Genomic DNA, 12781 nt, shown 5'->3' with positions numbered 1-12781 from the left:
GCCAAAGGCAGATTGCAATAAGCAAATAACAATGAGTAAAAAACTTTTACTTAAAGACGCACATATAGAAGGTATCCGCTACTTTGAAACTTACCGTAAGCAGGGAGGTTACACAGCAGCTGAAAAAGCCTTGAAAATGACTCCTGACGAAATTCTTGAAGAAGTAAAAACTTCAGGACTAAGAGGTCGTGGTGGAGCTGGATTCCCAACAGGGATGAAATGGAGCTTTCTGGCAAAACCTGAAGGCGTTCCAAGACACCTTGTGGTAAATGCTGATGAATCTGAGCCTGGAACATTCAAGGACAGGTATCTGATGGAGTTTCTTCCTCACCTATTGATTGAAGGAATGCTAATTTCATCTTACTGTTTAGGCTCTAATACTTCTTATATCTACATCCGTGGAGAATACTCATGGATTCCTGATATCCTTGAAGAAGCTATTGAAGAAGCTAAGGCAGCAGGATTTTTAGGTAAGAATATTTTAGGAACTGGTTTCGATCTTGAAATCTATGTACAGAGAGGTGGTGGAGCTTATATCTGCGGTGAAGAAACCGCATTGCTTGAATCCCTTGAAGGAAAAAGAGGTAACCCAAGATTAAAACCGCCATTCCCGGCTGTAAAAGGTCTTTGGGAAAGACCAACAGTAGTAAACAACGTTGAGTCTATTGCAGCAATAGTTCCAATCATTGATATTACAGGCGCTGAGTATGCTAAAATCGGAGTTGGAAGATCTACAGGTACAAAATTAATTTCTGCTTGTGGAAATATCAACAAACCGGGTGTATACGAAATCGATATGACCATCACAGTAGAAGAATTCATCTACTCTGATGAATATTGCGGTGGTATTAAAGACGGTAAAAGATTAAAGGCTTGTATTCCCGGAGGAAGTTCTGTTCCTATTGTTCCAGCAAACCTATTGTTGAGAACAGTGAATGGAGAGCCAAGATATATGAACTATGAATCATTAGCTGATGGTGGTTTTGCTACCGGAACAATGATGGGTTCAGGAGGTTTTATCGTTTTGGATGAAGACCAGTGTATTGTAGAACACACCATGACCTTGGCAAGATTCTACAACCACGAAAGCTGTGGACAATGTACACCTTGCCGTGAAGGTACAGGATGGATGTACAAAATCCTTAAGAAAATTGAAAAAGGAGAAGGTAAAATGGAAGATATCGATCTGCTTTGGGATATCCAGAGAAAAATCGAAGGAAATACTATTTGTCCGTTGGGTGATGCAGCAGCTTGGCCGGTTGCAGCAGCAATCCGTCACTTCAGAGATGAATTTGAGTGGCACGTGAAAAACCCTGAGTTATCTCAGACTCAAAACTATGGATTGGCACATTATGCAGATCCTATCCCGGCCGTTGAAAAGAATGCATAGGTGAAATGAAAAAATTGTTTGTTGTCGGCTTAATGATGTCGAGTTTTGTTTTTGGACAGAAAAAAGATTCTTTAACAGTAGAAAATAATGCGGACCTGTTTAAAGCTCCTGTATATAAAAAGCCAGAACCTTTAAGCAAAAAAGGTCAGATGTTTGTTTTTTATGGTTGGAACAGAGCAGCGTACAGTAATTCTGATATTCGTTTTAAAGGAAATGGATATGACTTTCAACTGAATAACGTAACAGCTCAGGACAGACCAACAAAATTTGGACTTGTTTATTTTGATCCAAGCTGGTTTACAGTAACACAGTATAATTTCAGAATTGGATATTTTATTAAAGATAATTTAGCGCTTGTTTTAGGGATAGACCACATGAAGTATGTGATGGACCAAGATCAAACCGTTAACTTTAAAGGACATATTTCAGATCCTGAATATGCTGCGATGGTACAGAACGGGCAGGTGAACCTTGCAGATGAGAAGTTCCTTACTTTTGAACACACAGACGGACTTAATTATGAAAACTTAGGTCTTGAAAAATACCAAAGCATTATCAACAAAAAAAATGTTGATCTGGTTTGGTCTTACGGTGCCGGAATCGGAGTAATGTTCCCAAAAAGTAATGTTAAGCTTTTTGGAAATGAAAGAAGCGACCGTTTCCACGTTGCAGGTATGGGAACTGATGTTAGAGCCAGTCTTAACTTGGTACTGTGGAACCATGTGATGGTAAGAGTAGAAGGAAAAGCCGGTTATATCAATATGTGGGATATTAAAACTACATTAAATAACAAGCCAGACAAAGCACAGCAGGATTTTGTTTTCGGACAGTTGATGGCTGGAATTGGATATACATTTAATACTAAGAAATATAAATAACAAAGCCTATTGCTTAACGCATAAAGCTTAAAGCATACAATATGAGCGAAGAAGTTAAAAAATTCAAAATAACTATAGACGGACAGACTACTGAAGTTTTGCCTGGTACTTCTATTTTGGAAGCAGCCAGACAAATTGGTGGTAAATCTGTACCTCCTGCTATGTGTTACTACAGCAAATTAGAGACCAGTGGAGGAAGATGCAGAACCTGTCTTGTGGAAGTTTCTAAAGGATCTGAAGCAGATCCGCGTCCTATGCCTAAATTGGTAGCAAGTTGCAGAACGAATGTAATGGACGGTATGGAAGTTAAAAACCTTACTTCTGAGAAAGCTCAGGAAGGAAGAAAAGCGGTTACCGAGTTCCTATTGGTAAATCACCCGCTGGACTGCCCTATCTGTGACCAGGCAGGAGAATGTCACCTTCAGGACTTAGGATATGAACATGGTGTAGAAAGTACAAGAACAGAATTCGAAAGAAATACTTACGAAGCTGATGATCTTGGGCCACACATCAAATTGAACATGAACCGTTGTATTCTTTGTGCAAGATGTGTATTAGCAGCCAACCAGCTGACAGGTGAAAGAGAACATGGTATTCTTTTCAGAGGAGATCATGCCGAAATTTCAACGTATTTAAATAAAGCTTTGGATAATGACTTCATCGGAAACGTTATTGACGTTTGTCCTGTAGGAGCATTAACAGACAGAACAGCCCGTTTTGCCAGCAGAGTATGGTTTACAAAACCAATGAATGCTTCCTGCAAATGTGATAAATGTTCAGGAAAAACTGTAGTCTGGATGAAAGGTGACGAAATTGTAAGAGTTACTGCAAGAAAAGACCAGTGGGGTGAAGTTGAAGAATTTATCTGCGATACATGTCGTTTTGAAAGAAAATCTTTATCAGACTGGAATATCGAAGGTCCTAGACATATCGACAGACATTCTGTAATTTCATTGAACCACTACGAAAAGCCTAAAGATGAGCTAAGAGTTTTAGACAATCCGATGGCTAAGGAGATCAGTGAAAAAGACGAAAAATAAAATAGATGAATGCTAGAAGCTGGAAGTTTTACTTATAAAGACTTGCTCTCCACTTTTAACTTGAATCGTTTTAAAAACATATAAAAATTTGATAATGTGATGAAGAGTTGATGCCACGATGTGCTAAACCTCCAGCTTTCAGCTCCCATCTTCAAACATTTAAAATAAAATGGATTTACTTACATTTAAACTTATACTTGTACTAGCGCTTTTCCTGCTTTCATTAACGATTGCAGCCTACTCTACCTGGGCAGAAAGAAAAGTGGCCTCTATCATGCAGGATAGAATTGGTCCTAACAGAGCCGGACCTTTCGGATTGCTGCAACCTCTTGCTGATGGTGGAAAATTCTTCTTCAAAGAAGACTTTACGCCTGCCAATGCTGAAAAGTTCCTTTTCGTATTGGGACCGGCTTTAGTAATGTTTATTTCATTAATCACAGGAGCCGTTATTCCTTGGGGTAAAAGTTTAAATATTGCAGGTACTTCTTTTGATCTTCAGGTAGCTAATATTGACGTTGGTGTACTTTTCATCATCGGAATGGCTTCAATTGGTGTTTACGGAATTATGATCGGAGGTTGGGCTTCGAACAATAAATATTCATTATTAGGTGCTATCCGTGCTTCTTCTCAGATGATCTCTTATGAACTGGCAATGGGATTAGCGCTTCTTTCTATCATTATGATGTCTGGAAGCCTGGATTTAAAAGTAATTACTGAAAGCCAGACTACCGGGAAATTATGGGGAGTTATCCCTTGGGTTTCCGGAATGAACTGGAATATTTTTTACCAGCCAATTGCCTTCCTTGTATTCTTTGTAGCAGCTTTAGCAGAAACGAACAGACACCCTTTCGATTTACCTGAGTGTGAATCTGAATTGGTAACAGGATACTCTACAGAATACTCTTCCATGAAATTAGGTTTATATATGTTCGGAGAATATGTGAACATGTTTATCTCTAATGCCTTCATGGTGGTTCTGTTCTTCGGAGGATACAACTATCCTGGTATTGAATGGGTAACGCAGAACTGGGGAGAAAACACAGCAGGAATTTTAAGTATTGTTGCGTTCCTTACAAAAACAGTAATCGGAATTCTGATCTTCATGTGGATCAGATGGACCCTTCCAAGATTCAGATATGACCAGTTAATGCACTTAGGATGGAAAACATTAATCCCAATGGCATTGGTAAATCTATTAATTACAGGAGCTGTAATTTTAGCATTTGCAAACTAAGAGATAAGAATATATTTTTAATGCTGAATACAGGTTCAGCCTAAAAAAATTAAATAAATGAAACTTACAAACAGATCAAAAGTTGTTTCCAATAAAGAAATGACCCTTGCTGAAAAAATCTACCTTCCTGCGATCTTTACAGGGATGGGGATTACATTTAAGCATGCTGTAAGAACCGTGATAAAGGGTGCTCCCGCAGTATATTCGTATCCGGAAGTACAGAAGCCAAGAACCACTATCTGGAGGGGCCAGCACGTTTTGAAAAGAGACGAAGAAGGCAGAGAAAGATGTACTGCCTGCGGACTTTGTGCAGTAGCTTGTCCTGCAGAAGCCATTACGATGACTGCTGCTGAGAGAACTAAAGAGGAGAAACATCTTTACAGAGAAGAAAAGTATGCTTCAGTATATGAAATCAATATGCTGAGATGTATTTTCTGCGGTATGTGCGAAGAAGCTTGTCCTAAATCGGCGATCTATCTTACAGACAGACTGGTAGATGTAGAAACCAACAGAGGCTCTTTCATTTACGGTAAAGATAAATTAGTTGAAAAAATAAATGAAAGGATTGACATCACCACAAGACAATCCGAGAAACAAAAAAATGCGGTAAAATAATGGATCAGTTTTTATTTTTCTTGGTGGCGTTTTTAGCAGTGGCAAGTGCGGTATACTTCGTATTCGCAAAAAATCCCTTATATGCTATTTTGTCATTAATTGTTACGATGTTTTCCATTGCCGGAATGTACATTCTTCTGAATGCTCAGTTCCTGGCAATTATCCAGATTATAGTGTACGCAGGTGCCATCATGGTACTTTTCCTTTACATCTTAATGATGCTTAACCTTAATAAAGCAGACGAAAGTAAGAAAGGTAATACTTTAAAATTTATTGGAGTTTTTACTGCAGGTCTTCTTTTGGTAGGAGTTTTAGGAGTATTCAGAGGAGTTCAGCAAAACCATATCGTTGTTGAGAATGTAGACAAAGGTGTTGGTCTTACAAAAAACCTGGGTAGACTTTTGTTTAATGAATATGTTTTACCGTTTGAGCTTGCTTCCATCCTTATTTTAGCAGGTATTGTAGGCGCGGTATTAATCGGTAAAAAAGATTTATAAAATTATGGGAGAAGTAAATACATTTATACAAAGCATCCCTTTGGATTACTTCATTATCCTTTGTTCAGTATTGTTCTGCTTAGGAGTAATGGGCGTATTGCTTAGAAAAAATGCTATTGTGATTCTGGGCTGTGTAGAGCTTATGCTTAATTCTGTAAACCTTTTATTAGCTGCTTTTTCAGCATATAAAGGCAACGGAGACGGGCAGCTTTTAGTGTTCTTCATTATGGTGGTTGCAGCTGCGGAAGTAGCGGTAGGTTTGGCAATTATTGCTATGCTGTATAGAAATACCCGTTCTGTAGATGTTAGTATATTTAATAAATTAAGAGGATAAGAATGGAGAATTTAGTATATGCAATAGTACTTTTACCACTTTTAGGGTTTCTTATTAACGGTTTATTCGGGAAAAATCTTCCAAAAATATTGGTTGGATCTTTAGCAACAGCTGTGGTTTTCGGATCATTCTGTATTGCGGTAAGCCTTTTCATGAATTTCAATTCTGAAAGCCAGCCTGTAATCGTAAAAGCTTTTGAATGGTTTAGAGTAAACGGAGTTCAGATCAATTTTGGATTCCAGATCGATCAGCTGTCTTTAATGATGGTAATGATCATTACGGGTATCGGTTCACTGATCCACTTGTACTCTATCGGATATATGAGTCATGATAAAGGATTCTATAAGTTCTTTACTTACCTGAATCTTTTCATCTTCTCAATGTTACTTTTAGTGATGGGAAGCAACTACCTTATCTTATTCATCGGATGGGAAGGTGTAGGTCTTTGTTCTTACTTATTGATCGGATTCTGGTATACCAACGAAGAGTACGGTAAAGCAGCAAGAAAAGCTTTCATCATGAACAGAATTGGTGACTTGGCATTATTGATCGGTATCTTCATGATTGCTGCTCAAACGAATGCTGTAGATTATCTTTCAGTAGCAGAAAACGCTTCAAAATTTGAATTGGACGGAACAGTGATTATCTTTATCACAGCGAGTTTATTCATCGGTGCTACCGGTAAATCTGCTCAGGTTCCATTATATACATGGTTACCGGATGCGATGGCCGGGCCAACTCCTGTTTCTGCGTTAATTCACGCGGCAACGATGGTAACAGCGGGGATCTATTTAGTGGTAAGATCTAACTTCTTATTTACTTTAGCACCTACTGTACAAGGAGGAATTTTATTCATCGGATTCTTAACGGCAGCTTTAGCAGGATTCTATGCACTACGTCAGAACGACATCAAAAAAGTATTGGCATACTCTACTGTTTCACAGCTTGGATTTATGTTCATCGCTTTAGGGCTTGGTGCGTATACAACAGCAATGTTCCACGTAATGACGCACGCTTTCTTTAAAGCTTTACTATTCTTGGGTGCAGGTTCTGTAATTCACGCGATGAGCAACGAACAGGACATGCGTTTCATGGGAGGTCTTAAAAAATATATTCCTCTTACACACGCTACATTCCTGATCGGAACATTAGCAATTTCAGGTTTCCCTTTATTATCAGGGATGATCTCTAAAGACGAAATTTTAGTAGCAGCTTTCGCTAAAAATCCAATCTACTGGGTAATCCTATTTGTTTTAGCGGCAATGACTGCAACGTATATGTTCAGACTATACTACCTGACTTTCCACGGAGAGTTCAGAGGTACTGAAGAGCAAAAACACCACTTACACGAAAGCCCGTCTAATATGACATTACCTTTGATCGTATTAGCTATCCTTTCTGTAATAGGAGGTTTCATCAACCTGCCACACTTCATCGGTCACGGACACTATGCTAAACTGATGGAATGGTTAAAGCCAGTTCTTACAGAACAAAGCTACAGCCAAATGGAAGCTACTCTTTCAGGAGTACCTTTCAACACTGAAATGATCTTATTAGCAGCAACAGTATTAATGTTCTTCTCTGTATGGTTCATCGTAAGAAACACGTACGTGAAAAAGAAAAAGATGGCTGTGGCAGAAGAAAACTATACCGGATGGGAAAAGCTTTCTGCTAAAAAATTATATGTAGACGAACTTTACAACGCATTGATTGTAAAAACTGTTGAAGGATTAGGACGCGGAGGAAAAATGTTTGATAAGGGTATCTTAGACCGTTTTGTAAACTTTGTAGGTGATGGTGCTGAAGACAGCGGAAAAGCTATGAAGCGTGTACAAAACGGAAATGTAGAGACGTATATTCTTATCATGTCTTTAGCTGTGGGAATTATATTAATTGTTAACTTTTTATTACAATAATAATGTCTTGTTTATTATTAACATTATTACTATTACCTCTAGTAGGTTCGGGATTAGTTTTTGCGTGGAAGAGTAATTCCAGCAAATATTTGGCACTAGGGATTGCATTGGTACAAATGCTTCTTACGTTCTATGTACTATCGGATTTTGATTTTACTCCGACAGTAGACAGCGTATTGCAGCACGAGATCAATTATCCGTGGTCACAGTTTATGAAGAGCTCTCTTCACTTCGGTATCGATGGAATGAGCATGCTTCTTTTATTGTTAACCAACATTTTAGCGCCAATCATCATTTTATCTTCGTTCAACGAAAATGTAAACTACAGAAATACATTCTACGGATTGATTCTGTTGATGCAATTTGGTCTTGTAGGAGTCTTTACTTCTTTAGACGGATTATTGTTCTACATTTTCTGGGAAGTAACTTTGATTCCAATTTGGTTTATTGCCGGACTTTGGGGACAGGAGAATAAAAGGTTTGAATTTACTACGAAATTCTTCGTATATACATTCGTTGGATCTTTATTTATGTTAGCCGGATTAATCTATGTGTACAACCACTCTGCATCATTCGCCTTAACGGATCTTTACAATGCTCAACTGAACGAAACACAACAAACCGTGGTATTCTGGTTCATCTTCTTTGCTTTTGCAGTGAAATTACCGGTATTCCCTTTCCATACATGGCAGCCTGATACCTATACCTACTCTCCTACTCAGGGATCGATGTTGTTATCCGGTATTATGCTTAAAATGGCTGTTTACGGTGTGATGCGTTATTTACTTCCAATCACTCCAATTCCTATTGCAGGAATTTCAGGGCAGATTGTAATTATCCTTGCTATTGTGGGAATTGTTCACGGAGCCTTGATCGCGATCATCCAGACGGATATGAAGAGAATTATTGCTTATTCATCTTTCTCTCACGTAGGATTGATGGTAGCGGGTATCTTCGCTTCTGCAGTAGTTACTTTAAGAGGAACTTTTAACGTAGAAGGAGCTGAAGGAGCTTTGGTACAAACTTTCGCTCACGGTATTAACGTGGTGGGATTATTCTACTGCTGTGATATTTTATACAAAAGATTTAAATCAAGAGACATCAGACAAATGGGAGGATTGGCTAAAGTAGCACCTAAGTTTGCTGTATTGTTCCTGATTATTATACTAGGTTCAATGGGAGTTCCATTGACGAATGGATTCATCGGAGAATTTATCCTGTTAAAATCAGTATATGATTTCAACGGAACAGCAGCAGTAATTGCTGGTCTTACGCTAATTCTTTGTGCGGTATATTTGTTGAGATTCTACGGAAAAGCAATGTTTGGAGAAGGAAATGCAGAAGTATTAAGCACAGCAAAAGATTTATCCGGTGTAGAATTCTCTGTATTGGCCAGTTTAGCGGTTTTTGTGATCTTACTTGGTATTTTCCCACAACCGGTAATTGATATGGTAAGCAGTTCAGTGAAGTTTATCTACACAGCGATGGCTAACTAAAAAATAAAAGATTTAAAAATTAAAAAAATAAGAGATTAAAGAGACAAGGAATAAAGAGAAAAGAACAAAGACTTTAAGAACCGGTTTTCGGATATTATTCAAACTTTCAATTTTCAACTTTTTACTTTCAATTAAAATCTCACATCTCAAATCTATATTATGAGTGTTTTAATTATTGTTTTCCTAACGGCAGTTATTGCGTTATTTTCAGGAGTTTTCGAGCAGGGAAAATTCGCAAGATACATTGGGATTTTGGGTTTAATCATCGCATTGTACGTAAGCTTTATGCCTGAATGTTCGTTCTTCGATCAATACAAGCATATGTATGAATACAGTGCCAATACTGCATTATTCACTAAATTATCCATTGTAACAACCTTATTGTTATTCTTCCTGGGAGGTTTTGCATTCAGCAATCACAGAAGCCACCAATCAGAACTATATGCATTGATGTTATTTGCATTATGTGGAGGAATTGTTCTTTTCGGATACCAGAACCTGGTAACCATGTTCTTAGGTGTTGAGATCCTTTCTATCCCGTTATATGTAATGGCTGGTGCGAACAAAACTGATCTGAGATCAAACGAAGCTTCAATTAAATATTTTCTAATGGGTGCATTCGCGACAGGTTTCTTACTTTTCGGAATTGCATTTATCTACGGAAGTGCCGGAAGCTTTGATTTATATAAAATCCATGACTTTGGAGTTGCAAACGCTTCAAACGTAATGTTCATCTTAGGAGTATTGCTTATCCTTTGTGCATTGGCATTTAAAGTAGCATTAGCACCTTTCCATATGTGGAGCCCTGATGTATATGCAGGTTCCCCTTCATTAATTACAGCATTCATGGCAAGTGTGGTAAAGATTTCAGGTTTCTTTGCATTATTCAGATTAATGACGATCGGATTTACCGGAGTTACCCACGAATGGATTAATGTTTTGGGAGTATTCTTAATCATCACTCTATTATTGGCAAACGTTATGGGTCTTGCTCAGACGAATGCAAAAAGAATGTTGGCTTACTCTTCCGTATCTCACGCAGGATACATCGGGTTGGTATTCTTCGGAATGACAAGCCTTTCTACTTATAACTTAGCGTTCTATTTATTCGCTTATGCTTTATCTACAGTAGGAGTTTTCATGTGTCTGATCTGGGTAGAGAAATTAAAAAGAGAAACGTCTTTCGGGGCTTTCAAAGGATTGGCAAAAACAGAACCTTTATTGGCAACAGCAGCAGCTATCTCTATGCTATCAATGGCAGGAGTTCCGCTAACAGCTGGTTTCATGGGGAAATTTGCTTTATTCTCTCAGGCAATGAACGGAGCAGCTTTCTTAGTATTAGTAGCTGTTTTAGGGTCTGCCCTATCTATTGCTTACTATTTAAGATTAATTATCGCGATGTTCTTCTTTAAAGAATCAACATTCAAATCATCAGAGAAAGTAACGCTTACTTACAATATTGTAGCAGTATTTGTAATTGTAGCAATCATCGTTCTTGGGATTTTCCCGGATCTGTTTGCAAAAGTGTTCGGATTATAAAAAGTTATCCATACTATATTAAAAACCTTTCAGAATTCTGGAAGGTTTTTTTGTGTTTGAACTAAGTATATCCAAAGTATAAAATTACTCCCTGTTTTCAGGGATAATTGCTTTATTAATAAACCTTTTATATAAACTGAAAGTTTTTTTTGTAGGATTTTTTATAAATTACAGACCGAAAAATGAATCTCAGTTTTTTAATAATCATCATTAGTCACCAAACACATGATTACTTATATGACACTTCCAGGCGATACTTTGGAAAAAATTGCCTCTGATCTGAAAGTAGAAAATCCAAACTATCTCAAAGATTTTCACAATAAGCACTGCGCTGTATATGACAGGCTTGCAGATCCGGTGAAAATGAGCCCGGGAACTCTGCTTCTGATTCCTTTTGGTGATGAAATCATTAAGCTTAATCAGGAGATCAATAAAAACGGAGATAGCTTATACTACCATCCTCCTCACGGAAAAATACCCTTTTCAATACCTTTACTAAGCGGAGTTTATACGATAACACAACAAAAGCTCGAAGATGGAGTTGTACAAAACCATTATCTATACCAAACGGAATTGAAATATCTGAGAGCTGAGCATGATGACCATTTCTTTTCATTACAAATATTCGGCTCTCATAAAAATGGAGCAGAATCAGAAAGTAAAATATCCAGCTTATCAAAAGCCTGTGCAGCCATCTTATTTCCTGTAGAAATCAGAGTAAACAAAACTGGTAAAATTACAGAAACAAGGTTTCTTCAATCAGAAACAACGATCAAAAACGAACTGGATGCTTTAAAAAAGTATTTTACAGATGATCTCTCTGCAGCCTACATTGATCATCTGAAAAGAATAACTGAAGACCATCATCAAATTTCAAAAAGCATCAAAAATACATTGCCTGTTCAGTTTCTCTTTGGTTCTTTTTACAGGGCAAAATATAAAAACTGGACAGATTCTGATATCTACCATGAATTTATTCCCTGGCTGTCAAATGCCTCCCCCATCCGTTTTGAACTTCACAACCGCATTCTCCCTAAAGATAAAGACAATAATACACTGAAGATCAATCAATTTGGAACTTCGTGCGATTACAGGAATCTGAATCAACTTTATAATAGAGACTACGAATATAATGAACAGTCACCCGTCAATAGTTATTCAGTTGCCTGCAGTCATGAAGCTGAATATACTTTAGACCTTACCAGTTTAATGGTTCAAAAGGCTACAGCACACTTTAAAATCCAGATCGGGGATGTAACTGAGCAGGATATTTTTACGATAGAAAAGCAATTAAAATAATTTAGTATCTTTGACGCAACACCAATAAAACAACATAATATGTCCGAATCCGCATCTCCACATGACGGAAAACATTTTGTTATTCAGAAAGGAAAAGCACAATGTAATCAGGGGGACCAGTTCCCGCAGTTTAAAGTAACTACCCATCAGAAACATTATTGGAATAATGAAGAGGGGCAGGCTGATTTTTTGGCCGTTACCGAAAATGATCTTCAATTTAACCCTCAGGGCCCTAGTTTTGGAAAGTGCAAGCTAAAACCCACACCAGGTGGATATCTTCCCTGTTCTTACGCTCCTGCTGGCATATGGCAGAAAACCTATGACAAAGTAAAGATATTGGGAAATAGCTGTGTCACAGAAATATCTGAACTCATGTGTTCTACAGGTGGAAAAATAACTATCATGGAACATGGGCAAACGTCATCAATGAGCCAACAGAATGTAAAAAATGCTGATCCACATGAGCAGCATAACATCAATCCTTTTGTCAATTTTAAGGAATTTCAGAAGGAAACAGAAGATGATGAAGTAGATGCTTACTAA

12 protein-coding genes are annotated in these 12781 nt (G+C 37.7%); all 12 read left to right on the top strand.

Annotated elements, in window-relative coordinates; genetic code table 11:
* Window positions 1-31: 31 nt before the first annotated feature.
* The 12 genes from nuoF (at window position 32) to EG339_RS09170 (ending at window position 12781) form a co-directional block, all read left to right on the top strand.
* Window positions 32-1390, top strand: coding sequence for an NADH-quinone oxidoreductase subunit NuoF (gene nuoF / locus EG339_RS09225; RefSeq protein WP_065400510.1), 1359 nt, complete (start codon window positions 32-34; stop codon window positions 1388-1390).
* Between the two features lie 5 nt (window positions 1391-1395).
* Window positions 1396-2268 (top strand): hypothetical protein, encoded by an 873-nt coding sequence (locus tag EG339_RS09220; protein WP_123869932.1) that lies wholly within the window; start codon window positions 1396-1398, stop codon window positions 2266-2268.
* A gap of 41 nt (window positions 2269-2309) precedes the next feature.
* A complete protein-coding gene (locus EG339_RS09215; RefSeq protein ID WP_123869931.1) occupies window positions 2310-3308 on the top strand; it encodes an NADH-quinone oxidoreductase subunit G in 999 nt (332 codons plus the stop codon).
* 169 nt (window positions 3309-3477) lie between these two features.
* Window positions 3478-4542, top strand: a complete 1065-nt coding sequence (gene nuoH, locus EG339_RS09210; RefSeq protein WP_123869930.1) for an NADH-quinone oxidoreductase subunit NuoH — start codon at window positions 3478-3480, stop codon at window positions 4540-4542.
* A 57-nt stretch (window positions 4543-4599) separates the two neighbouring features.
* A complete protein-coding gene (locus tag EG339_RS09205) occupies window positions 4600-5157 on the top strand; it encodes a NuoI/complex I 23 kDa subunit family protein (RefSeq protein WP_002983553.1) in 558 nt (185 codons plus the stop codon).
* A complete protein-coding gene (locus EG339_RS09200) occupies window positions 5157-5654 on the top strand; it encodes an NADH-quinone oxidoreductase subunit J family protein (RefSeq protein WP_123869929.1) in 498 nt (165 codons plus the stop codon). Before EG339_RS09205 ends, EG339_RS09200 begins: the two co-directional genes overlap by 1 nt.
* Before the next feature lie 4 nt (window positions 5655-5658).
* Complete coding sequence (gene nuoK, locus EG339_RS09195; RefSeq protein WP_065396642.1) at window positions 5659-5988, top strand: NADH-quinone oxidoreductase subunit NuoK; 330 nt, start codon at window positions 5659-5661, stop codon at window positions 5986-5988.
* 2 nt (window positions 5989-5990) lie between these two features.
* Window positions 5991-7904, top strand: coding sequence for an NADH-quinone oxidoreductase subunit L (gene nuoL, locus EG339_RS09190; RefSeq protein WP_123869928.1), 1914 nt, complete (start codon window positions 5991-5993; stop codon window positions 7902-7904).
* Between the two features lie 2 nt (window positions 7905-7906).
* Window positions 7907-9400 (top strand): complex I subunit 4 family protein, encoded by a 1494-nt coding sequence (locus EG339_RS09185; RefSeq protein ID WP_123869927.1) that lies wholly within the window; start codon window positions 7907-7909, stop codon window positions 9398-9400.
* A gap of 159 nt (window positions 9401-9559) precedes the next feature.
* Entirely contained in the window at window positions 9560-10939 is a 1380-nt protein-coding gene (locus tag EG339_RS09180) for an NADH-quinone oxidoreductase subunit N (protein WP_123869926.1), read from the top strand.
* 225 nt (window positions 10940-11164) lie between these two features.
* Entirely contained in the window at window positions 11165-12238 is a 1074-nt protein-coding gene (locus tag EG339_RS09175; RefSeq protein ID WP_123869925.1) for a hypothetical protein, read from the top strand.
* Window positions 12239-12277: 39 nt separating this feature from the next.
* Window positions 12278-12781 (top strand): DUF4280 domain-containing protein, encoded by a 504-nt coding sequence (locus EG339_RS09170; protein ID WP_123869924.1) that lies wholly within the window; start codon window positions 12278-12280, stop codon window positions 12779-12781.

Source organism: Chryseobacterium bernardetii (assembly GCF_003815975.1).
Taxonomy (GTDB): domain Bacteria; phylum Bacteroidota; class Bacteroidia; order Flavobacteriales; family Weeksellaceae; genus Chryseobacterium; species Chryseobacterium bernardetii.
This window is presented reverse-complemented; position numbering and strand designations above follow the sequence as displayed.

Excerpts from the sequence above, each read along its gene's own strand:
- nuoH (WP_123869930.1), top strand. The coding sequence starts at position 3,478 with ATGGATTTACTTACATTTAAACTTATACTTGTACTAGCGCTTTTCCTG.
- EG339_RS09205 (WP_002983553.1), top strand. The coding sequence starts at position 4,600 with ATGAAACTTACAAACAGATCAAAAGTTGTTTCCAATAAAGAAATGACC.
- nuoK (WP_065396642.1), top strand. The coding sequence starts at position 5,659 with ATGGGAGAAGTAAATACATTTATACAAAGCATCCCTTTGGATTACTTC.
- nuoL (WP_123869928.1), top strand. The coding sequence starts at position 5,991 with ATGGAGAATTTAGTATATGCAATAGTACTTTTACCACTTTTAGGGTTT.
- EG339_RS09185 (WP_123869927.1), top strand. The coding sequence starts at position 7,907 with ATGTCTTGTTTATTATTAACATTATTACTATTACCTCTAGTAGGTTCG.
- nuoF (WP_065400510.1), top strand. The coding sequence starts at position 32 with ATGAGTAAAAAACTTTTACTTAAAGACGCACATATAGAAGGTATCCGC.
- EG339_RS09220 (WP_123869932.1), top strand. The coding sequence starts at position 1,396 with ATGAAAAAATTGTTTGTTGTCGGCTTAATGATGTCGAGTTTTGTTTTT.
- EG339_RS09200 (WP_123869929.1), top strand. The coding sequence starts at position 5,157 with ATGGATCAGTTTTTATTTTTCTTGGTGGCGTTTTTAGCAGTGGCAAGT.
- EG339_RS09180 (WP_123869926.1), top strand. The coding sequence starts at position 9,560 with ATGAGTGTTTTAATTATTGTTTTCCTAACGGCAGTTATTGCGTTATTT.
- EG339_RS09170 (WP_123869924.1), top strand. The coding sequence starts at position 12,278 with ATGTCCGAATCCGCATCTCCACATGACGGAAAACATTTTGTTATTCAG.
- EG339_RS09215 (WP_123869931.1), top strand. The coding sequence starts at position 2,310 with ATGAGCGAAGAAGTTAAAAAATTCAAAATAACTATAGACGGACAGACT.
- EG339_RS09175 (WP_123869925.1), top strand. The coding sequence starts at position 11,165 with ATGATTACTTATATGACACTTCCAGGCGATACTTTGGAAAAAATTGCC.